This is a genomic window from Rhodococcus sp. NPDC057135, from assembly GCF_042670865.1.
Classification (GTDB): Bacteria; Actinomycetota; Actinomycetes; order Mycobacteriales; family Mycobacteriaceae; genus Rhodococcus_F.
In genome coordinates this window covers 29,717-51,967 of record NZ_JBHUUU010000017.1, presented here as the reverse complement: position 1 = coordinate 51,967, position 22,251 = coordinate 29,717, and the positions used below count along the sequence as shown (strand labels likewise).

26 protein-coding genes are annotated in these 22,251 nt (G+C 59.4%); 12 read left to right on the top strand and 14 right to left on the bottom strand.

Annotated features, from left to right (window positions below; translation table 11 throughout):
* Window positions 1–210: 210 nt before the first annotated feature.
* Together ACFT1A_RS26310 and ACFT1A_RS26305 are read left to right on the top strand one after the other, a co-directional pair.
* The gene (locus tag ACFT1A_RS26310) at window positions 211–1,326 is read left to right on the top strand and encodes a glycosyltransferase (RefSeq protein WP_378449382.1); all 1,116 of its coding nucleotides are present in this window, start codon (window positions 211–213) and stop codon (window positions 1,324–1,326) included.
* A 2,232-nt stretch (window positions 1,327–3,558) separates the two neighbouring features.
* Window positions 3,559–3,876, top strand: a complete 318-nt coding sequence (locus tag ACFT1A_RS26305) for a hypothetical protein (RefSeq protein WP_378449381.1) — start codon at window positions 3,559–3,561, stop codon at window positions 3,874–3,876.
* A 395-nt stretch (window positions 3,877–4,271) separates the two neighbouring features.
* On the opposite strand, the gene ACFT1A_RS26300 is transcribed toward ACFT1A_RS26305, so the two are convergent.
* From ACFT1A_RS26300 to ACFT1A_RS26260, 9 genes are all read right to left on the bottom strand, one after another.
* On the bottom strand, window positions 4,272–5,054 hold the full coding sequence (locus tag ACFT1A_RS26300) for a DUF6461 domain-containing protein (protein ID WP_378449380.1): 783 nt from the start codon (window positions 5,052–5,054) through the stop codon (window positions 4,272–4,274).
* Between the two features lie 237 nt (window positions 5,055–5,291).
* On the bottom strand, window positions 5,292–5,780 hold the full coding sequence (locus tag ACFT1A_RS26295; RefSeq protein ID WP_378449379.1) for a hypothetical protein: 489 nt from the start codon (window positions 5,778–5,780) through the stop codon (window positions 5,292–5,294).
* A gap of 72 nt (window positions 5,781–5,852) precedes the next feature.
* Window positions 5,853–5,981 carry a hypothetical protein gene (locus ACFT1A_RS26290; RefSeq protein ID WP_378449378.1) on the bottom strand — a complete coding sequence of 43 codons (129 nt, stop codon included), beginning with the start codon at window positions 5,979–5,981 and terminating at the stop codon, window positions 5,853–5,855.
* Complete coding sequence (locus ACFT1A_RS26285) at window positions 5,978–6,346, bottom strand: hypothetical protein (protein WP_378449377.1); 369 nt, start codon at window positions 6,344–6,346, stop codon at window positions 5,978–5,980. Before ACFT1A_RS26285 ends, ACFT1A_RS26290 begins: the two co-directional genes overlap by 4 nt.
* 40 nt (window positions 6,347–6,386) lie before the next feature.
* Window positions 6,387–6,539, bottom strand: a complete 153-nt coding sequence (locus tag ACFT1A_RS26280; RefSeq protein ID WP_378449376.1) for a hypothetical protein — start codon at window positions 6,537–6,539, stop codon at window positions 6,387–6,389.
* 61 nt (window positions 6,540–6,600) lie between these two features.
* Window positions 6,601–6,924 (bottom strand): hypothetical protein, encoded by a 324-nt coding sequence (locus ACFT1A_RS26275; RefSeq protein ID WP_378449375.1) that lies wholly within the window; start codon window positions 6,922–6,924, stop codon window positions 6,601–6,603.
* 419 nt (window positions 6,925–7,343) lie between these two features.
* Entirely contained in the window at window positions 7,344–7,961 is a 618-nt protein-coding gene (locus ACFT1A_RS26270) for a hypothetical protein (protein ID WP_378449374.1), read from the bottom strand.
* A 339-nt stretch (window positions 7,962–8,300) separates the two neighbouring features.
* On the bottom strand, window positions 8,301–9,074 hold the full coding sequence (locus tag ACFT1A_RS26265; RefSeq protein ID WP_378449373.1) for a hypothetical protein: 774 nt from the start codon (window positions 9,072–9,074) through the stop codon (window positions 8,301–8,303).
* 23 nt (window positions 9,075–9,097) lie between these two features.
* On the bottom strand, window positions 9,098–9,448 hold the full coding sequence (locus tag ACFT1A_RS26260) for a hypothetical protein (RefSeq protein ID WP_378449372.1): 351 nt from the start codon (window positions 9,446–9,448) through the stop codon (window positions 9,098–9,100).
* Window positions 9,449–9,525: 77 nt separating this feature from the next.
* Here ACFT1A_RS26260 and ACFT1A_RS26255 point away from each other — a divergent pair, with 77 nt between their 5' ends.
* Together ACFT1A_RS26255 and ACFT1A_RS26250 are read left to right on the top strand one after the other, a co-directional pair.
* Complete coding sequence (locus ACFT1A_RS26255) at window positions 9,526–9,912, top strand: DUF6188 family protein (protein ID WP_378449466.1); 387 nt, start codon at window positions 9,526–9,528, stop codon at window positions 9,910–9,912.
* Between the two features lie 117 nt (window positions 9,913–10,029).
* A complete protein-coding gene (locus ACFT1A_RS26250; RefSeq protein WP_378449371.1) occupies window positions 10,030–10,449 on the top strand; it encodes a hypothetical protein in 420 nt (139 codons plus the stop codon).
* Window positions 10,450–10,892: 443 nt separating this feature from the next.
* Here ACFT1A_RS26250 and ACFT1A_RS26245 read toward each other — a convergent pair whose 3' ends face one another.
* Window positions 10,893–11,249, bottom strand: coding sequence for an Lsr2 family protein (locus ACFT1A_RS26245; RefSeq protein ID WP_378449370.1), 357 nt, complete (start codon window positions 11,247–11,249; stop codon window positions 10,893–10,895).
* A gap of 558 nt (window positions 11,250–11,807) precedes the next feature.
* Between ACFT1A_RS26245 and ACFT1A_RS26240 the strand changes: the two genes are divergently transcribed.
* The 6 genes from ACFT1A_RS26240 to ACFT1A_RS26215 all read left to right on the top strand — a co-directional run bounded on the left by ACFT1A_RS26240 (window position 11,808) and on the right by ACFT1A_RS26215 (window position 16,680).
* The gene (locus ACFT1A_RS26240) at window positions 11,808–12,059 is read left to right on the top strand and encodes a hypothetical protein (protein ID WP_378449369.1); all 252 of its coding nucleotides are present in this window, start codon (window positions 11,808–11,810) and stop codon (window positions 12,057–12,059) included.
* Window positions 12,060–12,142: 83 nt separating this feature from the next.
* Entirely contained in the window at window positions 12,143–12,877 is a 735-nt protein-coding gene (locus tag ACFT1A_RS26235) for a hypothetical protein (RefSeq protein ID WP_378449368.1), read from the top strand.
* A gap of 217 nt (window positions 12,878–13,094) precedes the next feature.
* Entirely contained in the window at window positions 13,095–13,220 is a 126-nt protein-coding gene (locus tag ACFT1A_RS26230; protein WP_378449367.1) for a hypothetical protein, read from the top strand.
* A 160-nt stretch (window positions 13,221–13,380) separates the two neighbouring features.
* Window positions 13,381–13,548 (top strand): hypothetical protein, encoded by a 168-nt coding sequence (locus ACFT1A_RS26225; protein WP_378449366.1) that lies wholly within the window; start codon window positions 13,381–13,383, stop codon window positions 13,546–13,548.
* Window positions 13,549–15,386: 1,838 nt separating this feature from the next.
* A complete protein-coding gene (locus ACFT1A_RS26220) occupies window positions 15,387–15,770 on the top strand; it encodes a DUF6188 family protein (RefSeq protein ID WP_378449465.1) in 384 nt (127 codons plus the stop codon).
* Between the two features lie 433 nt (window positions 15,771–16,203).
* Window positions 16,204–16,680 (top strand): Lsr2 family protein, encoded by a 477-nt coding sequence (locus ACFT1A_RS26215; RefSeq protein ID WP_378449365.1) that lies wholly within the window; start codon window positions 16,204–16,206, stop codon window positions 16,678–16,680.
* 613 nt (window positions 16,681–17,293) lie between these two features.
* On the opposite strand, the gene ACFT1A_RS26210 is transcribed toward ACFT1A_RS26215, so the two are convergent.
* From ACFT1A_RS26210 to ACFT1A_RS26200, 3 genes are all read right to left on the bottom strand, one after another.
* Window positions 17,294–18,073 (bottom strand): hypothetical protein, encoded by a 780-nt coding sequence (locus ACFT1A_RS26210; RefSeq protein WP_378449364.1) that lies wholly within the window; start codon window positions 18,071–18,073, stop codon window positions 17,294–17,296.
* Window positions 18,074–18,962: 889 nt separating this feature from the next.
* Window positions 18,963–19,364, bottom strand: a complete 402-nt coding sequence (locus tag ACFT1A_RS26205) for a transposase (RefSeq protein WP_378449363.1) — start codon at window positions 19,362–19,364, stop codon at window positions 18,963–18,965.
* Window positions 19,310–19,912, bottom strand: a complete 603-nt coding sequence (locus tag ACFT1A_RS26200) for a transposase (protein WP_378449362.1) — start codon at window positions 19,910–19,912, stop codon at window positions 19,310–19,312. The genes ACFT1A_RS26205 and ACFT1A_RS26200 overlap by 55 nt, the downstream gene beginning before the upstream one ends.
* Window positions 19,913–20,047: 135 nt before the next feature.
* Here ACFT1A_RS26200 and ACFT1A_RS26195 point away from each other — a divergent pair, with 135 nt between their 5' ends.
* Both ACFT1A_RS26195 and ACFT1A_RS26190 read left to right on the top strand, forming a co-directional pair.
* Window positions 20,048–20,335 (top strand): hypothetical protein, encoded by a 288-nt coding sequence (locus tag ACFT1A_RS26195; RefSeq protein ID WP_378449361.1) that lies wholly within the window; start codon window positions 20,048–20,050, stop codon window positions 20,333–20,335.
* Between the two features lie 430 nt (window positions 20,336–20,765).
* Window positions 20,766–20,960 carry a transposase gene (locus ACFT1A_RS26190; protein WP_378449464.1) on the top strand — a complete coding sequence of 65 codons (195 nt, stop codon included), beginning with the start codon at window positions 20,766–20,768 and terminating at the stop codon, window positions 20,958–20,960.
* An 881-nt stretch (window positions 20,961–21,841) separates the two neighbouring features.
* Here ACFT1A_RS26190 and ACFT1A_RS26185 read toward each other — a convergent pair.
* The gene (locus ACFT1A_RS26185) at window positions 21,842–21,976 is read right to left on the bottom strand and encodes a hypothetical protein (protein ID WP_283306214.1); all 135 of its coding nucleotides are present in this window, start codon (window positions 21,974–21,976) and stop codon (window positions 21,842–21,844) included.
* Between the last annotated feature and the right edge of the window lie 275 nt (window positions 21,977–22,251).

Sequence of the window (22,251 nt, the reverse complement as noted above, 5' to 3'; positions counted from 1 at the left end):
GACGCCCTGTCAAATGTCCGATTTCGTAGATGAAATGGTACCTTCAGCACGAAGGAACTGATCTTGTCGGATCACCGGCATTTTCAGGTACATTCACGGCAGCAAATAGCGACTTCGGCTGGGTATCAACAAAGCTCGGTCGGCTGGACCACCAGATATAAGGGCAGACACCAAATAACTGTCACACGTCGAGGGAGTCTCGAAGCAAACATGAAGGAACCCAAATTAGCGATAGTGCACGAGCGATTCACCGAGATCGCGGGTTCCGAACATGTGGTTGAGCAACTGTCCTTGACCTGGCCGCACGCAGCCGTCCACGTGCCTCTCGCCCGGCCTGCAGGCATACCAGCAGGACTTTCATCCCCTCCTGTGACCACCTGGGTCGACGGTGCCTACCGAATGCTGGGAAGGTCTTCTTACGCACCGCTGATGCCGCTGCTGCCCAGCGCTTTTCGCGGCATGAAACTGGAAGAGGTCGATGCGGTAGTGGTGAGCCACCATGCATTCGCCACACAAGCGGCCTTCGCCACCGACGCCCCGGTGATCGCATACGTACACAGCCCGGCGCGCTGGGCCTGGGATCCAGCCTTTCGCGCGCAAGAGTCGGGAGGCGCAGCTGGCGCTGCCGTGCTCGCAGCATTGGCGCATGTCGCGCGACGCGGCGAGCTGAAAGCTGTGAGTCGACTCGACCAGGTAGTCGCGAACTCGACCGAGGTTGCCGACCGGATTCAACGCTGGTGGGGCAGAGAAGCAGTGGTGGTGCATCCACCCGTGGACACCCATGAATTCACGCCTGATTTCTCGATCGAACGGGAAGATTTCTTTCTTCTCGCCGGACGCATGGTGCCTTACAAACGGCCAGACCTTGCGATTAGGGCCGCACGGCAGTCGGGTAAGAAACTCATCGTTGTGGGCGATGGCCGATGGATGGACGTCTGCAAGCAGCTAGCTGCCGAGGACACCATCTTTGTCGGGCGAGTCCCCCACGACCAACTACTGGATCTTTACCGGCGGGCACGAGCCCTGCTGATGCCCGGTGTCGAGGACTTCGGCATCGTCCCGGTCGAGGCGATGGCCACCGGAACCCCGGTGATCGCTTTGGGCGAAGGCGGGGCGCTCGACACAGTTATCCCAGGCAAGTCCGGTGTTCTCGTGTCCCCTGGCGACGACACGAAGGTGGTCAGTGGTCTCGCAGAAGCAATGGAGACCTTCGATCCAAACGATTTCGATGCAAAGGTAATCCGCGCATGGGCCGAGACCTTTTCGCAGAAGGTCTTCGGAGAGAAGATGACCAGAGTGGTTAACGGCGTTCTGAGTAGCCGGTGACTCAAGCGATCGAAAATACCCAGCGTCGGCTATTACTCCGACTGGCGTTCTAGTTTCTTGAGATTTCGTCAATACGTCATCCGCATTGAGAAGACAACACGGCAAGAGGTGGGTTCGGGTATTCCCAATCTATCCGGCGCACAAGCATGGCCAAGCGGCATCATGGCTATCGATTCCCCCACCCTCGCGCAGACGATGAGCTGGATCTGTCATCGCATCTGGGAGGAAGCAGTACCCGTCACCGCGCACGACCAGCCATGGGGAAACCCTGGGACCCCATTTTGCACCTGATGAACTCCGGCATGACGATGGAATCAGCATCAACCGCACTCGGGATGACCGCCCGAACCGGGCGCCGCCGAGTCGCCGACGCGATGTGAACCACTACGGCGTCGTCAGCCACTTCTCCCTCGGCGCCGCCTGGAGCGCATCACACCACCGCCAACACACCGGCACGTAGCAACCGGCGACGTCCGAAACAGCATTGTCCTTCGACCCACGTAACAGGTTGGAAAGCAACGTCGTTGAGGATGCACACTCGATCAACCGCGAACAGTCGGCGAAGGTGGGACTGTTTCCAAATCGGTGTTTCGGCCCGACTAGCTGAGTGAACGCTCAGGCGAGTAGGTGCCGAGATGACGCCGCTGGAAGATGGGACGAAGAAGAGGGCCGAGTCCTCCGCGGAAGCTGCGGCGGCTGCCGAGCTGGTCAGGCTGGCGAAGGAGCTGGGGCTGTCGCTAACCGGTCTCGCTACTCTCGTGGACGGTCAAACCCCCGACCCAGGAAGCCCAGGGGCCGGGGGTTAGTCGATCGTCATCCGCATTGAGCACACAACACGGAGACCCACCATCGGTGCCGAGCTGCCCCCTCATGACTAACCCCGCACTTTCACGGTAGGCCGCCTAAGGACAGATCGCTCGTCTCACCGAAAATTTTGTAATGTGTTTGCAATCCAAATACCTGGGGTAAAGGGTTTGAAGGTCGGGACACGCAGATCCGAGAGTGAACACGGACCTTGGATCGCGCGACTTAGGCTCCCGGCGGTTGAGCACACAGCCGCCAGGAGCCGCCTGCTGGTATTCGCTGAACTGACAAGGCCTCCAGTCCTTTACGCAAGAGTGGACTCATCGCCAGTGCCGATACCGCGATTCGCGTCTGCGCCTTCGGGGCCCGACGGGCTCACTAGGCGATGGTCGTTCCGTCGGGCCAAAACGGTTATGCCCACGCTGTTCGCTCTATAAACCCGAAGAGACCCGCCGAGGTGTCTGCGCGTTCACCCCGGCGGGTCGGCGCGCCTGAACTGTCGGGGACCGACGCGCTCGGATTGGCCCATCAGGCGACCGGCCAGGGCCGAAGCCTGTGAGTCAATGTGTGTCGGATCCGTGGAAGGCGCGACATTCTCCGATCGCTCGCCCGCCGATTCGACACCTCGAACATATTCCGCATGCACGAATCAATCGTGCAGATTGCGCAGAAATCCACCAAATGGACGAAACGGCCTCTCCTTGCCCCATACAACGGCTGGGGTCAGGCCCGTTCGGCGCTGGCGTTGGGGACCCGGCCTGGCCATGTTGTGACCGGGTCCCGTCGAACGCCACTCATGCTGAGCACACAACACGAATGACCAACAACATGTCAGATTCGACCCCTCGATTGAATCCGACCCATCGAACGTATTCCGCAAGCATCAGGCAAACACGCAGATCGGACAAAAATCCACCAAACGTACGAAGATGGCCCCAACCTCAGGGGGAGATCAGAGCCAATCTTGACGTTGCAGGGAAAGGGTCGAACCCCGAACACGGACAGACGGAGGGCTGGCCCTGCGCGGCTGAACTGACTACTCAGAATCGCCGCAGCAAAGAAATGCTATCCAATTCTGTTGTTACGCAAACCCCGCGCCTCAGTCGTTCGTGACCGCTGATTCATCCGCGGAATAACCCGGCGCATTCTCTCCGAGACGGCCGCGGACAATCATCCCAGCGCTCAACGATCGACCCTGGTTCACGACACCTACGGGGCATTGTTCTTCACCTTGTGGCCATCCCTCACCTGCACAGCCCCCGATTGGGCCTTCGTCAACAACGATCAAGAAGGAAATCGCATCCACACATGCACGTCGACATCGAGGGCGCCACACGCATCGCCCGCCTCGCCGCAGAATTCGACTGGACCTAGGCCGTCGACGACCTCGAACTTTTCTGCGCACAAGCTGGATGGGAGTTCGTTGAATTGGATCAAACCGGCGCCTCGATTCGGACCGGCCTCCGTGTCGATCGGCCCGAATCGATAATGTTCGGGCGTAACCGTTCGATGCACTACATCTCGATGCACCACATCTCAACTTACGTCTCGGACGTGGCAGATGACGCCACGCCCATGACAGTGGTGCGCCCGCTGCTGGACGAAGGGTTCACGAACCTCGATACGGCATTTACCGCACTCCTGGGGACAGTCACGAGCGCCGAAAGCGGTCATTTCACTGCACCTGAGTGTCAGTGCGATCTACCTAGTTTTGAAGAGTCCGAAGTATCAGGCATGGGTGGATGAACCCGAACCGGAGGACGAGGACGAGGACTAGGACTAGGACTAGGACTAACGATCGAGGTCGGCGAGATCGACCGCAACGGGATACCTGTTTGTGCGTCGAACGCGACTATGGAATCGAGGCCGAGTCCGTCCGGTGGCATCGCGAATTCCCATGCCGGGCGCCCGTTCACCTCCACTGCATCGCCGATCGTGTCCGGTGGGAGTAGATCGGTGAACCGTGTGGACGGCCACAAGAGATGGACGAGGAGGAGTTGTTCAAGGTAGATCTCGAGGCTGTATCCGCTGCTTCGTCGTTGGAGTGTTCCGTCGGCGCGGAACCATGTCTGCTGTTGCCGGTTCTGCAGATACAGCGTTCCCTGCTGGTCTGCCAGACGGATGCAGCTGCGCGGTTTGTATCAAATTTCGAGTTGAGCGCCGGGACGGCCACGAGATCGTGTCTTGGTGATGACGGCATGCAGCGGGGTTCGATCCGCGTCCCAGTAGCGGTGCGCGACTGCGCTCCACGATGACGGCTTGTTGTCCTCCGGGAGGGTGTGGGGGTCGGGGGAGGTAGGTTGTCGTTCCCTGGGGACGACGGCGACGGTGAAGACGCCCGCCTCGAACACCGCAGCGGGTGCGGCTACGCCAGTGATCCGTTCCGCCAGGGCGAAGGCGCCTTCCACTGCATGCTCGCCAGGGTCACTGCTCGCGTCGTCGTCGATGCCGATGCCGCCGACATCGAGAATCAGGTCCACGAGCCGTTCGTCCCCGATCACCGGGTTGGAACCGAAAAGTTCGACATGGGCGACCCGTTCGCCGTTGGGCCACCAGACGAATTCGCTGTCGGCGTTCACACTGAGGTAGTGCGAGACGACCTCACGATCGGGGAGCAGTGGCAGCATCAGCTCATCGGTGACAGCGAATGTCCCGCCGTTGAGCTGCAGCAAGAAGGTGTTCTCCTCGTCCACCAAGGCGACGGCAACCACATCGCTCGGACCGGGGACTTCGGATTGTTCCGCGAGGTCAAGTGCCACCCCGCTGAGTTCTGCGATACCGATCGCTTCCGTCGCGTGTGCAGCGCCGAGCGTGTCCAACACCTGCGCGGGGGTGCGGCCGGGGACGGCGGCGACGCCATACCCGAGAGCGAGACTGCCGTCCCGATACGGTTGGAGCCAGGAGTAATCGCGGTAGGTAGGCACAGCTCTACAGTTTCACGGATCGCTTCATCAGGCAGCGAACGCCGAAGTGCCTGCGGTATGCGAAATGCGCAACGTACTGCCGAAACCGAAGGCGGTCTGCACTCGAACATGACAGGTACTCGAACGAGAAGTTGCCCAATGCGCGATGAGGTTAGCGACCGAGTTGGTTCTCGAAGCTCCAAACATGGCTGCACCGAATATCATTCGCAGACAAAGAGGTCTTCAGGCTCACTGAAATCAGAGAAAGAGCGGCGAGCCGTGTGAGGTGTTCCCCACTCGGACATCGGGTTTGAGAATGATATCGATCGCGTACTGTCCACGCGCAGCTCGTTGCACCGTGTGCACGTCACTCCAGCGGAGGTAGCCGAGATAGGCGCGGCCGAGTTCCATCAGCATCCCGTCGTCATCGATCGATATGCGGAACGCGCCGAGGTACCGCAGCGAGATGACGGGGCTCACTGCGAGGGAGAACGCGCTCATCACCATCCACCAGTTGGTGTTGAAGGAACCGATCACCAGATCGGTTCGGCCGGTACCAGTGTCGGCGCGGCCGGCGTAGTTCAGGCCGATGCCGAGGAACAGCAATCCCAGGCCGAGCATCGCCAACCACAGCCAGCCCGCCGCAGCCCACTGCCGCGCTGCCGTGAGAGTGAACGTTCCGCCGCCGCCGCCGACCACGCCGGACACATCTGCCGCTCTCGGACGCAGCGCCGCCACGGTCAACATGGAAACACCGGCGAGGACGCCGCACAGCGCCCCGGTGATACCGAGTGCGTACCGGGCGGTGGAGGTGGCCTCCTACATCACGATCGCCCCGACGCCGACGATAACGCTCATGATCATCACGCCCAGGAAGGCGACGAAACCCCATCGCCGCTCCCACTGCGCATACAGCGCCTCCGGGAGATCCTCGTACAGATCAGTCATGGCACGGCTCCTTCGTCGGGGCGTGTTCCTCGAACCCCAGGTTTGTCGTATCGGTTCACGGGCCGTTTGTTCCGATCGATGATTCGTGTCAGCCACAGCATGTAGACGTAGTCGAATCCGTTGGGGTGCTTCTTCATCAGGAAAGGAGTCCACAGCCACGCCATCCATACCGCGAGGAAACCACCCAACACCAGGTAGGCAAGGATCGACCGCTGCGTATCAGCGAGCCACAGGAAAACGATCGCCGCTACCCACGAAGACCAGTAGATCAATCCGGCGTGGCGACTGTGCATCACCGGCGGCGTCGAGACGATCATCGCCATCACGGCCGCGGCACCAGCCGCCACGGCGAAGAACGTGGTCATCGCGGCAACTCGAATTGTCCTGCAATTCCGGTACGCGCGCTCATCGATTTCCGGTCTTGCCGCGGTGTGGTGAGGAAAAATCATGGGGGACATCGAAATCGACCGCGTTGTAGCGTGTACCCCGCGATTCGTCCGTCGGCGAGACGTCCGCAGGGAGTACGGTGTAGTCGATCGGCGCCTTCTCATCCGCCATGCCTGTCGATCCTTTCAATTCATCACCCGCGAAGGATGTTTCGCCGATTCGACTAGCCCAGTCAGGGACGGGTGTAGCCCTTCTCCTTCAGCAACTGCTCAGCCCGCCCGTACCCGGCATCAGCCGAAGCTGTCATCCAACGCCGACCCTTCTCCGTGTCCCCACTTGCCAGATACGACGCCGACAGCAGATACATCGCTTCACCGCTACCCGCCGCGGCTGACTTCTCCAACCACACCCGCGCCCGGCCATGCACACGCGCCTTGATGAAATGCCTGCCCAAATGATTCGTCGCCCGGACGTGACCGGCACTGGCAGCCTTCTCCAACCACGCGAGCCCGGTGCGTTGGTCGGTATCGAGAAGCTGCGCACCGACTTCGGACATCGCGGCCGTGCTTGTACATTGCGTCCGGATCACCTGCCTGTGCTGCGGTGCGGGTCGCCTCAGGGTCGTCGCTGACCATCATCATCGGAAGCCGAAGGATCATGTCGTGAGCGCGCCTGTCTCCGGCATTGTTTGCTGCCTCGAACCACGTTCTCGCGGCGACGAAGTCATCTGCTCGCATCGAGATAAGTCCCATCCAGAACATCGAGATGGAGCTACCGGCCTCCGCTGCACGGGTGAACCACACTGCGCCGCCGCCGAAATCGTCACGCGAACACATCACTAAGGCCACAGTAGTCATGGCGCCGACGTCGCCCGCTTCGGCGCTGCGAGTCACCAAGTCGAGCCGCTCGTCAGTGAAAGCGGTGGTGTCTGGGAATGTCAGCTCACCGATCAAGTCGAACATGGTCGCCGCCCTTTCAGAGAATCTTGATGGTGCTGTGAAGCTGTTCGACGTCGTCGATCAGTTGCTGGTCGGCGTCGTCCGATGTCGAGGTGGTCAAGACGACGATCGCCAATCCCTTGCCGTCGGTGCGGGGGACTACTACGCCTGTCGACTTCGAGCGGCTCCAGACGCCTTCGAACTGTTCCTGGCTGGACTCGATGATCATGGCCTCGTATCCACCTACTGTGGTGGGCCGTATTGACCTGTCGGCGCCTGAGGCCGGTGCGGTCATGGCATCGACTTCCATCTGCAGGAAATCGGCAGCGCTGAGATCGGGGTCAGGCGCGTTCTTCGCAGAGAATCCTGCGAAGTACATCGTTCCGAGCACGGTAGCCGTCTTCGGCGTGTGGAGGGTGAGTATGTCGTCGATACCGGGGAGAGTCATCCCTCCCGGCGTCCAGCCGTCAGGTTTGACGACAGACCATTTCGGTGGTCCGACTTCTTTTGGTTCGCTGACGAATTCGATACCTCGGTAACTCTGTGTGTCCGACTCCGAGATAGCGGAGGACACGCTTTCGTTGCTGCTGCAGCCTGCCATGACGGGAAGGAACACTGTCGCACTGAGCACCAACGCCGCGAGTGCTTTCTTCATCGTGGACTCCTCGTCGTGGCTGCACCACGCCGCGCATTGCACAACGTGTAACCCGGATTGTCGGGTTCTGGACATCCAGTCAACGATATCCTGCAAACAAGTAGCAACCGGCGCTACTTACTTGAGAGTCAGATCACAAGAATCGGAGATTCGACAACGGAGAACGCGTCAGCGTTCTCGGGAATACGTTGCCTCTGAAGAACCCACTCCCCACCCTGATGGCGATCGCTATGCCCCCCATGTCACCCCTCAGATATCCCGGCAAGTCCGTCAATCTGCGGCCATGCGATGGGAGTCGTTCCGGCAGGGCAGCTCCCGCTTCAGCGCTACGAAGATCTATCACACCAGTCGTGAACCTTTCGGTAGCCTGATCTCCCGTCGTTCGGTGGGCAGGCTTGCCGCGGCACGGATGCCGCGGATGTCATCGGCAGTCAACGGCGCGGACAGATCGCGCTGGATGACCACGGTGCCGTCCCGATACGGAAATGCCTCCACGGTGGGCGGGAGCTGGGTTTCGTCGACGGGGAACTCTTGACCCAAATAGGTGCAGCTGCCGATCGTCGCACCGCCGGGCACGTACCTCTGAAGCCGCGACTCAGCTCGCCGGTAGAGGACCGCTGTGGGGGCGTCCCAGATATCAGTCAGCCCTTGAACGAGGTTCAATGCCAGTGTGATCCGAGATTCGTCGGCGAAAGTGCAGATGAAACTTCCCGTCCCTGAAGTGCCCCCGAAACCGGCCACCACGTGAATATCGCCGGCATTCGAGTACAGGCTTAGGTGTTGTGGGAGCGAGAGTGGATACATTCCACCGGTGGCGTGGCGTGATCGCCGCTTCTCGATCAATGAGGCTTCGATCGATTCTTCCGTCGGCGGCACCAGGATCTGCCGAACGTTCGAGGCGAGTATCTGCTCGACCGTCGCCTCGGGGGGGAGATCGTCGCCTACCGACTGATAGAGGTCGACACCGAAGACCGGGTCGATGTCGCGAAGTAACTGCAGCGAACGAACAACGAGAGCGGCGGTGACACTTTCGGATGCTGGCAGCCCCTCAGGCGAGATGGCTCTCAAGGTCAGTCCGTCCGTCATGGTTCGGCGCAGTGATGTCGACGGCATTTCCACTTCTTTCCCGTCGCGGATCAGGCGAATCGTTCGCTGATCTGCGGGTCGTAGAGTCGGTAGCCGAGTGAATGCATCGCGCCGATGATCTCGTTGGCATGCTCGCCTTGGGAGCTGTAGCCGATGAACTCGACCAACTGCTCACCAATGGACACGTCATAGGCCGGCGTTCCTTCGGGGTCAGTCCCGGGCGGGCGCAGGAACTGCCCGTCCCACATCCAGCCTGGGAGATCCTCCGCAAACGCCCGCAAGACACGGTCCCGGTCCACCACGTCGACACTATTGACAGGTTGCTCGTCGTTCAGACGCGTGTAGACGCTGCCGGGGTCGAGACCATCGCCTCCGGCCCAGAACGCCAGGTTGCAGCTCATGGCGCCTAGTATGCCTGCTGCTGACCGTCGGGGCGGTGCTGTCGAGAGGGCCGTCATATCCTTCTGACGTGAACGCGATGAATCTTCCAGGTGCCGGACAGCGGGTTGTCCGTATCGAGGTCGGTCACGCCCTACAATTCGAAACTGACGCGCACGTTCGATACTTCGTCGAGGAGAACCCCGTGCTCACCCTTCCCGACGACACCGAAGTCACCATCAGCCTTCCGGCACCTGCATCCGCATCCGGGACAGACATCGCAACGGAACTGACCGGCGCGACAATCGAACTCGGCACCTGCACCGCAGACGGATCACTCGTCGTATTGTTCGACTCCGGGGCCGTACTGTCGGTGCCACCGTCGCCGGATTTCGAAAGTTGGAACGTCTCCGCGCCAGGGAACGTGCTCGTCGTCTCGACACCCGGTGGCACGATCGCAGCGTGGAACTGGCCCAGCACCGACTGACATGGCTATCCGTGAAACCGGGACCGACGCCCGAGCACTACTCCCAAGACCATAAATTTGTCGCACAATTCATCCCCGCAGGAACCTTCCCGGCCACCAATCGCGAGGACAAGACACATGGCTCCGGACAACCCGCACGATCCTTCACCCGAATCGCCAGATCCTCACACTCTGATCCTCGAAGTAGCCGACGACTACGTTCACGGCCGAATATCCCTGCATGCCTTGACGACCGACTACGAATCGATCGTCGACAAGTACGAGTACGAACAACGCGATCGCCACGAAGACCTACGCTGGGCATGGCTGCAGATCGAAATCATGAACGCTCTACGACACGATGACCCGAGCCGCGAACCGCAAGACGAGGACGAAGTGCGCGAAACCATCGACGGCTTCGTGACCACATTCCAGTCGATCCATTCCGCCCGAGCCGTCGCCGATAGCGCTGGCAATCAGCAGGTTCGATCGACCGCAGGTCCATCGATGATCCTCACGATCAAAGCCACAGATGGTGTCTGGCTCAACCGGGAGTGAGCTATGGACTGCCGTCATGATGCTTCCGTTGCCAGGCCCACTCGCCTGCAAGGGGACTCGGGGAATGATCTGGACAGACGGTTGCGGGTGCAGCCCGCAGAATGAGCGCAAGACGTCGACGGTGGACCGACTGGATTGTGTATGCGCGCACTCCGCAGGCTGCTTGCGGAACTGTACCCGGAGATGACTCCCTCTAATCGCTGCTGTTCGCAGTGGCAGTCGGCGGCCGAGCGCAGACGGCGATGCGCTTCGACGTCCTTCGGCTCAGGAAGGGCGCGTAATTCTCGGTTGTTTCCGGTTGGAAACAACCGCAGTTCGCAACAGATGACGGCCGGTGGCGGAATCCACCCAGGGGCAGGCCGACACGGGTGTATGAGAAACGAACCTCATCACACCTGATTGCGCATCAGCTTTAAATGTCGTGTCGTATCAAACAGCTCGAATTAGTGCGCAGCGTCGAAGGCGTCGAGGATCTCCGCTTTGACCCGTCCTCTCGGAGCCACGTCGTAGCCGTTCTTGACTGCCCAGTCCCGGATTGCCTGCAACTGCTCTTTCGAGCGACCGGAACCGGTAACCTTCTCCGTCACATCAGCTTTACCGGTGCGGCGCGCTTTTCCGACTTTCTCCGCCACCTTCACGAAAGGTTCGAGGGCGGCGTTGAACTTGTCGACGTTCGTCGGCCGCAGATCGATCAGATAGTCCGACCCCTGATACGAGAATTGGATGCGCTCGCCGAACCCGTCGTCGATCGGCTTACCGTCGAGATCGTCGATAAGTTGGCGAATAACTCTCTCAGCCATGCAACATCGTCTCCAATTCAAGAGAAATTTCTCCAATGACCGGGTAACCCTAGCAACCCTTGTGTCGGCACCGAGACGACCTTGAGGCGCCGAGAACTACCCATGCCCGCCGCGACAGCACCGCACGGCCGGCCAGGGAGACAATGGTGCTTTACTCAAAGTATGGGCTGGTCAGTGCGGAGATGGTTTCAATGGAGACAGCGGCCGGCAGCACCACAGGAGTCGGGACAGGTACAGGTCGAGACGCATGAGGTTCCCACCGCGCACACGCAGGTCTACGAGCGTCAAACCATAGTGTGGGAGCAGGCGAAAGCCGAGTTCGATTCCCGCACATGGCCCTTCCTAATCGTGTGCGATGTGTCGCAGTGGGCGCGTACCTGACTCCCCGTCGGCATTGAAGACGCCTCGCCGGCGGAACGGGAGGCCGCGTACGTGCGCGGCGAGCCCCTATATATTCCGTTCGCGCCATCTGTTGAGCTTGCCGAGGTGGTGATCGCAATAGCTGTCGAAGACGGCATCGCGCTTCTCCCCTCACCGGGATGACTGACGAGCACCTACGTGCATCGAGACCCCACCACCGAGCTGGAGACTGCAAGGGGCTACGGACTGAAAGTCGCGGACAGCGCAGTGCTGGAGACCCAATCTGCCGCCCGCGTGATCTGCGAAGGGAAACTGGGTAATTCGAATGGTTCCCCGCAGCACGGCGCGGCCGCGATCGAGCGAATAGTCAACCAAGTCATCGACACCTTCGCTCACGTGCGGCCCTTCCTCCACTACGCCTGGGACAAGGACCACCAACCCTGCCGGTGACCACGACGGCAATGAGTGGCCGAGAAGCACGCCGGTCAATGCCGAACACCGACACTCAACTCGACGTCGCAGATGGAGGAAGAATGGATATGGCGCATGTTGCGAGATTTGTCGCCGCACCCGAGTTGATCGCACTCGACGACCTCACAATGCAGGACCGCCGACACCTACCGGAGCACTGGCTGCACGCACTCGCCGGGGACCGTGCGTCGCGCGTAGCGGAAGTCTTGAAGCGGTGGAACCACTTCGGGCGACCGAACATGTCCGACACCTACACGACGATCACCGCCTGTCTCGTCGATGTCGCCTTGCTGAGATCTCAGGGTGAGTGGTTTCTCCTGTACCGGATGACAGCCGCCGACGGCGATGACATGTACTACCTCGGTGGCCGGCCGGTCACCGAGAACGACGACGTTCCTGCAGTGTGGCACCACTTTCCGGCAAGCCTCACGCAGTTCTACGCTCGCCTTCACAACGGCTGGTACTACATCGCTGGAAGGACGGTCGGGCCTTTGCCACTGCGCGAGATGTTTCGCATCGACGTCGTCGAATGGGGAATCCTGGACGGTCTCTCCCCCGACGAGTACCCCGATCCCTCGCGCTGCGTCGCAACGTTCCGCTCCGGCGGCGGCGGATACCTCTGCCTGTACATCGACGGGGACGCCGCCAGAGGGGTGGTGTGGTCGTCAGACGAGCCCCCCGTACCTCGTCGACTACTCCACCTACCTCGACATCTGGACCAACGTCGGACTCTGCGCGTAGAACCACACCTCTCCCCGACAAATCTAGGGGCACCCATATCGGTAACCATCGAATAACCCTCTCGGAGGTCACCTGAACTTGGCGGGCCACGCAGTCCGCAAAGTGCTGGGCAGGTCTTTAGAACACGAACACTTTCAGTCCTGTGTGATTTCACTCTCGAACTGTGCAAAATGATTGCTGAATATTCACGCAGGGGCGTTGACTGTCGGTAACGAAACCCCGCGGCCCTCGACCGGCCGCACCGGGGCGATCGCCGACAGAAGGAGCCCGCACATGTCGTGTGAACCCCATGTCCGCACAACAGCAGCCACGCCCGGCGGCGGAACGGCAATCGGATCGAGTCGCCGTAGCGGACCCCGTCAGCGCTGCACCTCCATCGCATTCCCCCGCATCCTCTGAATTCCCTACGGGCACCGACGAAATGGCTACCTCGCATCCCGGTCGACTGTGCCGCTCCGCAGAACGCGTCGTCGAAACAGTCGTGGAAATCGTCGTCGACGACGTCGGCGGTGTCATCGGATCGCTGTTCCGTTGACAATGAACATGATTGGACTCTGCCGTGGCCGTGCCTCAACTTTTCCTACTCACCGCCGTCGGCACCGGGTTAGTCTCTTTGGCGCTCCAGGTCACGTCACTGGCTTTCGCCGGACACCGGAGGCTCACCAGTGCCGCCACCAGTACCGCAGTGATCGCATTCACGCTTCTGATGCTCGGCTTGCTGATCTGAAAACCACGCGAGAGTGCCCAGCAACGTGCCGTCTGTGACAAACAGACTCGCCACCGACGACTCCCATGAAGCCGAGCTATCCCCCGACCCCCCAGCGAATGGAGAAACAGCCGTGCTGATCATCGCCGGGGCGGTAGCTCTGCTCATCTACGCCGTTCGCAGAAGCTCCCGTCAAACGTATCGCCCCTCGATACCCGATCGGTGGCCCGACCTCCCGCCCGCGCTGCCTCTCGATCTATCGCCTGGGGGCGATTCACAGCCTTCCGCTTTGCCTCCGAGTCATGAGCCCCGTACGACGCCGGTGCCGGAGTTCATTGCAGCCAGAATCAGGGAAGGATCATTCGAAGGTATTCGGTGCCCCCACTGCAATCGACAAGATTTGACGGTAGAGGTATTTCCCTTCGACGATCCCTTTTTCCACACGGACGGGAGCGTCATCTACGAACTGTGGTGTCCGACATGTATGTGGATAGATCTGGCGCAAGGCCCACCGGATCCAACAGCTCCACAGGCCGACGACCACTAAACCGAGGTTGCAGCAGAAAATGGCTCACCAGGAGGGGCAAATCTCGAGTCCAAGAACTATCCCCTCGACATGCGCTTGACCCTCACTGTAACGTTCGACGCCGACGCCGACGCGTCATAGATCTGCTTGACCTCCGACAGGGCGAACGGAGATGCTGTACGCCAGTAGCACGTCGACTGTGAAGGTTCTGACGGTCAGATCATCCTCGACTACGACTGCAAAGCACGGCTTCTCGGTATCGAACTACTCCGAGCCACGGACATCCTGCACGTGTCCGCGCTCCCCAAGACCAATGCCGCGTTTGAGTCCCCGGAGACCCGCCTCTAGCCCTTGACAGGTCTGCCCGATCCATTCTGAGATCAGGACGACCACGGCGCGAGGGCATCTAAGCGACTAGACCCGTGAAATATACTGCTTCAATGTATTTCGCTATTGAAATAGATTGTCAAACACAGGAAATCAGGGCGGTCTCGTTCACGAGCACTCAGCGATTGCCGACTTCGTCGAGATCACGATGTGGGCAACAAACGCAACGACGGCGCCCACCGGATTCTGGGCAATGCACGAAATTGCATCGGCCTTATTTTCAGTCCCCTGTCAATGACGTGACGCCTGATCGAATGATCGACCGGTACTGCAGGTCCCAGTTCCACCGCGAGCCGAACCGCCGACGTAGGCGTCCGGCGTAGAGGCGATCGCGCCGATTCGGATTGTTGATCAAGGCATAGCGCTCCTCAGTCTTGATTGACCTGCCGTCACGTTCCCCACTGCTACTTTCGGTCTCACTGACTTCGCAGCACCGCGCGCCCCACCTGAGCCAGACCCTCGATCGCCACCCGAACATCAGGAGCATCGAATCGTCTCCTTCATTCGTTTCCGCATCGGCCCTTCGCGTTCTGTTCTCTACCAAATTCTTTCAGACATGCAGGTCAACCAGACAGTCGCAACGCCCACGGCCAATGTCGCAGACAGAAACCGCCGTAAATGGTTGGCTAGCAACGTCTTAACGACGGATATGACGTTGCAATACTCGATAGGGTCCTCGACATCTCGACGAATTTTGGTTAGCAGACCTGACAATTCCGCCCTCTTGCCCGGATCTGTCTCCCACCCGGGATCGTTGGCTGTTCTTCGCATAGTTGTTACACAACCGACGAATCGGTATCGAGAGCCCCGATACCCTGTCTGAATCCCCCTGATTGCCCGACAGCACAGATAATGCACCCCGACCAGACTCATGAGTCGACCACGTGTCTCCCGCCCAAGCCCGCCTCCGCAGGGAGCTCCGTCGTATCCTTCCGACGTGAACGCGATGAATCTTCCAAGCGCCGGGCACCGGGTTGTGCGCGCCGAGGTCGGTCACGCCCTACAGTTCGAAACTGACGCGCACGTTCGATACTTCGTCGAGGAGAACCCCGTGCTCACCCGCCCCGACGACATCGAGGTCACGATCGACCTTCCGGCACCTGCTTCCGGGGGGGAAGACATTGCGCCGGAACTGATCGGCACGACGATCGAACTCAGCACCTGCGCTGCAGACGGATCACTCGTCGTGCTGTTCGACAGCGGTGCCGTGCTGTCCGGTGCCACCGTCGTCGGACTTCGAAGGGTGGAACGTCTCGGCACCAGGGAACGTGCTCGTGGTCTCGACCCCTGGGGCGCTGTCGCGGCGTGGAACTGGCTCAGGTTCGGTTGAGTTGGCCATCCATGAGCGCCGCCCCCAACACAGACGACAGACGCGACAGCACTGCGTATCTTCACTGGGCGTGGCTACAGATCGAAATCACGAACGCTCTGCAGCACGGTGGCCGAGCCGCACCGCTAGACGACAAAAAGATCCGGGGCACTGCTGACGGCTTCGTGACAACAAATTCTCCGTCTCAACAGGTCGGCGTATCGCAAGTGATGAAATGATGCGCGGCTGTGGAGGCATGGACTGGGAGCAAGGCCATAGATTCAGCATGGATCCAAGAGATCCCAATCTGGGAACTGTATCGGCCGTACAGAATCGTTACGAGAAGTCGACTCTCATACCGTCACAGTCTGCACCGCGGCGATCACCCGCTGGCTCCGCGCACCGGACTTGTGAAACACGACTAGGAGACACTTACCGTGAAAACCTAGACCCGGTGGGCGTCCACGCTAAAGTTGACGAATACGCTGAGGATCAAGCAGACAACTCGGAGGATTGCGCCTTGGTGGAGAGACTGATTCAACAGTGTGTCGACGATCTCGACGGGATGCCTGTCGCCCATGAGGCCAACGAGAGAATTGAATTCTCCTTCCGCGGAACGGATTACGTGATCGATCTGAGGCCCGCCAATGCGGAAAAGTTGAAAGCCGTTCTCCGGCAATACATCGCTTGTGCACAACGGATCGACACCAGGGCTGTCGACGCAGAATCCAGAGGTGTCGAAGAGCCCCTCGATTTCGGACGTACCCAGCAGCAACTGCAGGCCGTACTCAGCTGGGCAAAGATACATAACTATGCAGTGTCCCCATCCGGAGGGATCACGAAGCAAATCATTCAGGCGTTCAATGCCGCGCACCGACGATCTTCATTCGACGGTAGAATCGCAGGTGGAGCGGGACAAGCACCCGGATAGGTGCGGCCTCACCACCGATGCAGATCGACAGCATTCTCCAGGTCCCACCTCCACTCTTGCTGGGTTTCATTAAAGAGCGCACATCGGGCGAACGGCAAACGCCAGATAAAGCGGTATCCGTAAACACTTGGACGGTGCATTACACTCACTGGATTTTGGTTTGCGTCCAGCCTCTCCCACATCCATCCGGCAGGACCGAACCAACCCTCCCCTACCTGACTGACTCTGAGTCGCACCGCCGGGTTCGGAGACTTTGATGTGCCCGACTTCCACGATGCCACCATGTTATCCGCCCGAGTTCCGGCGGAAAGTACTCGATCTGTTCATGAAGTATCCGAAACTGGACGGGCGACGTGGCACCGAGCGCAGGACCGAGATCGAGGGAGCGCCCCGACTTAGCGATCACCAGAGGATTACCAGCCCGCCAACACAGCCGTCAAGGAGAAGACACGGGCAAGAGGCCGCAATTCAGTACTGAAGTCGCCGAAAAAAAACGAAAGTTGCCCCACGCCCGAACGGGCGTGGGGCAACTTCTCATCGAGCATTGCGCGGCTGCATGTTCAGCGCACGCTGGAGGTCACATCAACTCGGCGTGCAACACCAGCGCCGCCAATCATGGGTGCAGGTTCGCCGCACCACCGTTCGGCGTCAGAACCGAACCGATATTCGAGTCGGTTCGCGGGTTGACATCCGTTGCCAAGCACATCGTCGGGGCGTACTGAGTTCCGAACAATGACGCCTTCGACAGGAACGTCATGTAGTTCTTCGGGTTTGCGTACTTCCCGGCATCACCGTCGGTATTGATGTAAACCGCCGGGTTGGAGGAAGTCGTGACAACCTGAACCGAAGGCAGCGTGAAGGTCGCGCCGGCAAGCGCAGTCAAACCCGCATCAGAGGTATTCGAGCCGCCCGGACTCGCGCCCGCAATCGTTGTTCCGACTCCGCCATTGAGGGAAAGATACGACCCCGCAGCGTCCGCAGCACCACTTGTGTTGACTCGAGTGACTACCGGAGTGCCACTGAATCCACTCCCCGTCCCGGAGACAATGGACGCAGACGTGAAGGTCGCCGGATCGATCTTGAATACGAGGTTCAACCGATTCAGATTGATGACCGTGGCACCGCCACCACTGGTCGGAACAGTCTGCGAGCCTGGCTGAATCGTGTAGGTGCCCGGCGTCGACGACGAGTGCGCAACCGACATGGAGTGAGCCTGAAGCGGCTGGTGAACATTGCCGGCAATGAGCGAAACGGGATCACCCATGCAAGCATTGTTGTAATTCGTCGTCACATTGTGGGCCGACGCCGGCACAGTTGCCGCCAATACCAACCCACACGCTGCCGCAGAGATCGCAGCAGCAGTTCCGGCACGCCGAGCGAGAGATACAGTCATTTTGAACCTTTTCTTTCGTTGAGAAACGATTGACGTTCAACAAGATGAAATGTCGCAAACGATTTCGAATCGCGACATCATCGCAAAGAAAATCTCCTCCTCCCTACGCGTAGACAGAACGAACTCGGATACAGCGCCATTCCGGGGAGACGTATCCCGGAGGCAAGACAGATTCGAATACCGTTGCAGGACAGTCCGAGAGTAGATTTCAGCTCAGCAAAGTCCACACATGGTCGGCGGTAGAAGATCGATATAGGGGTAAGCCTCCGCAGCGATGCAGAAATATCACATCCTGCGTCCAGTGCCGGCGAGAATTCTCGCATCCCGAAACCCTAGAACAGGTACCAGTTTTCTCACTTTGCCGACAAAGTCAAGGAAAGGCGAGAAGTTTCATACTTTAGACGCAACGCCAGGGCCCTTCGCCTCCACTGGAAGTCGGAAAACCGGTCGAGCAGTCGAAAAAATCTGGCGGACAATGTAAATAGATTGGCTCCACGAAAGGTCGATTCTCTCCGCGCTCGTGTTGCCACGTGACCAATCGCGAGATCGCGCGACTCAACCTCGCTACCCGGCCATCCGTTAGTACTTTAGGACGATAGTTTGCGAATTTCGCCCGAAATGTCCGAAATCGGATACTCTTCTGCCACAAGCAATCCGAGCAACACGGGGATTCGGACGTGGCACGAATTGACTACCAGCCGCAGGGGGACTGACCGGGAGGTTGACCGTTGGACCTGCGATACGTCGCCTTCGCGCGTGCCGACCCGCATTACTACGACCGGATCAGAACAGCCGCTCGCGCTGATTCAGCGCCCAACCAGCACTTCACTCCCGACAGGTCAGTGGATTGATCGCTCTGGCGGCGCGGTCCCCGAGACGGACCGTGGAACTACCCGTCGCCGTTGGTCCCGAACGAGGGGGTCAGGCCCGCGGAACGAATCCTATTAGTGAATGCTCTGGACGTGAACTGAACACCACGGTCGGCGTGCACAATCCCCCGGGGAGGCGGCATCCGATTCTTGATCGCCATATCCAAGGCATTCCATACCAGCGTCGAGTCTTGGCAGTTATCGATCGACCAGCCGACGATCTTGCGGCTGAACGTGTCGAATACCGCGCAGCAGTGCACTTTTCTTTCACGGGTCGGATGTTCGGTAATGCCATTGACCCACAACATATTTGGCGCAAGATGCTGAAACTTCCAGTGCACGAGATCATCCGCCGCCGCGACGCCCTTCAACCGTTTGACCTTCGCTGGACCAGGCAAGCCGACGATGCCGGCGATCCCCATGAGTTCGAGACGAGGTTTTCGCTGACCACCATGTCCATACTGCGCGTGAGCTCCGCCGGCAAACGTCGAGACCCGTAGATCTGTCCGAGGATGTGAGGACTTCTCCGATCAGCCCGGTGAGCCACTGTCAGCGCATCCGTGACGGTGACATCGGCTGGATCTGTAGATGCAGTAGCCGGGGTTTGCTGACGCCAACAAGCCGGCAACAGCCCTTTACCGCGGCACGGCGTCGACGAGCATGTCGAACATCGGGTGAATCCTTCTGGGGTCGAGCGGTTCTCCCCGAACAGCGCCGCGGCAGTGCGGAAGATTTCGACTTCGGCTTGGACTTCGAGTTGTCGGATCCGCTTATTCGCTTTCGTCAACTGCGCTGATTCTGTTCTGGTGATGCTTGGCCGTTCGCCCCGGTCGACTTGATCTTGGCGAACCCACGTGTGGAGCGCGTCGGCGCTGATGCCGAGTTCGTATGCGGCGGCGGTGATCGGTTTGCCACCTCGGACGAGGGCTACGGCCCGGAATCGGAAGTCCGACGGATACGGTCGTGGCATGAATCGAAGCCTTGAGCGAGGCTCGATCTTCACACCGAAATGGGTAGAAAACTTTGAGCAGGTTGAGATGCCAATACCAATACTGGTGATTGCGTCGAGCTGTATCGTCTGACTCGAAGGTCAACTCACCGAATCGTGTCCTTGTGTGGATTTGTCGGTGGTCGTTGCTGGCCGTTCCTGGCTCGCCGCTGCAACGTGCGTCGAGCCGGGGTCATCCTCGATCTTCACGTCGTCACAGTCATCGATCATCTGGGGGCGACTGCTGGACGCTCCATTGCAGCGACAACAGTCACGGGTTACAAGGCTCTGCTGCATTGGTTTTCGTCGATTGGTCTGGTGGCTCGGATCGGAGTCGAAGGCACCGGTTCGTACCGCGTCGTCGTATGCTTCTGCGCAGCCAGGGTTTCGAGGTGGTCGAAGTGAACCAACTCAATCGGCAGATTCGCCGATTGCGAGGCAAGACCGATTCGATCGATGGGGAGGCGGCGGCGAGGGCCGTACATTCTGAAACCGCGAGTGCTGCCCGAGGCCACACGAAGGGACAATCGAATCGAGCCCGTCACTTCATGTCAGTTTGTCTGGGTTGCGAAATTGCTTACGGCACTAATCAATTCGCTACATAATGTCATCGTCAGCGCTCCTCGCGACTTGCGTGATAGTTCGAATCAATGACAACCGGAGCCTTGTTGCACCACTGTTCGACGTTGCGAGTCGGACAGGGCGCACCTGCTGATCCTCGGGAGGCGACCAAATCGACGCTTCGGTAGCTGTCCCGTCAGGTGATCACTCAGAGTAACGAAATGAACCGGCTCGAAGCGAACCCACCGATCTCGTCCGCCGAGTCAACCCTGCACTGCTCGCCGCACCGGTAGGCGTCGACAGTGCATCCGCACTCCTCCTCATTGCAGGCGGAAATCCCGAAAGACTACGCAGTGAAGCATCGTCCGCTGCCATGTGCGGGGTCTCTCCGATCGAGGCGTCCTCAGGAAAGCGCACTCGCCACCGCCTCAACCGCCGCGGAGATCGTCAAGCCAACAATGCGCTCTGACGGATCGCGATGATCCGCACCAGAAGCGACGTGCGAGAGCGCACCTACATCGCACGTCGACCAGTGGCAGGGAATCGCCGCCGGAGATTCAGCGACGCCTCAAACACCACATTGCCGTGAGATCTACATGTTGCCCGTCGATCCGCCGACCGCTCAGAGCACCGACGATCTTCGGCCGCTCCGACCTCACACAGGCCTGTCCTTGCAGTCCGTCGCCGATCATTTCAACGTCTCTCTGACGACGATCTCGCGGACAGAACGGGCCATCAAACCGAACTACGAGTTCGCATCACGCTTCCGTGCATAACTGAAAGAGTAACCTGCACAGGACACTTGACATCAATAGGAGGATCCAACCCGGCGGCAGTTCCGAACTGACAATGGACCTTATCCTCTCCCTTCAAGACCTTTCAGTCGCCGCTGGCAACGTCGGAGACGCCGGCCAACTCGAGCAGAACGAGTCAACTAGTTCGCTCAGTTTCTTCTGCCTCTGACCTCAGGCCGATACCTCGGATCAGATTCGGGGTATCTGCTCTTCCGAATTTTTGTCGGAACAGAAAATGCGGGCCGTCTCATCACCTATCGACGAGCCGACCCGCATTGTCAGGTTATTCCGCGCTGAACGAGGGAATCATCATGCTTCCCATCACCGCCAAGCCGCTGACATCTCGAAGCGAACCCAGAGCATTACTCAAGAAGGAAAAAAGCATTAGATACTCACCTCCTTAAGCCGCAAGCAGTCGGATCGGAAGGTCATCCCTTCACCCATCCGTCACTCGACAATGCAGTCAGCATTTCGAAGAAGCTGACGTGGATCGTTGACAGCGACCCGGTGAAAAGAACAAACACATCTTCCAAGGAACCCATTTTCGCCCTCCTGTCTATTTGAACGGATTGAACGGGACGTCGAGACCGAAGTCCACGGAGAGCGCGATAGGCATTGTGATGATGGACTTGAAAGCAGTCAGCATCATGGGCAAGAGGGCCGAAACCGAACCCAGATCAGATGAATTCATCTCACATCCCCCTATTCGCTCGAGATTCCAGTGAGCCCGTCGATGACGACCCCACCGGCATCGATTGACCCATAGGCGAAATTCAGAATCGCCTGCAAGAACGGAACTAACATTTCCCACTCCTTCGCAACGGACAGTCGCAGGTCGCCGACAAGAATTTCCGTCACCCGAAAGACGGAATCTGGGGCCGAGCGATCACGATGTGGGTGTAACCGTAGACAGTGTTTTAGAACTCGTGCCAGTTTTCGTGATTTATCTCAATTTTTCCGACTTAA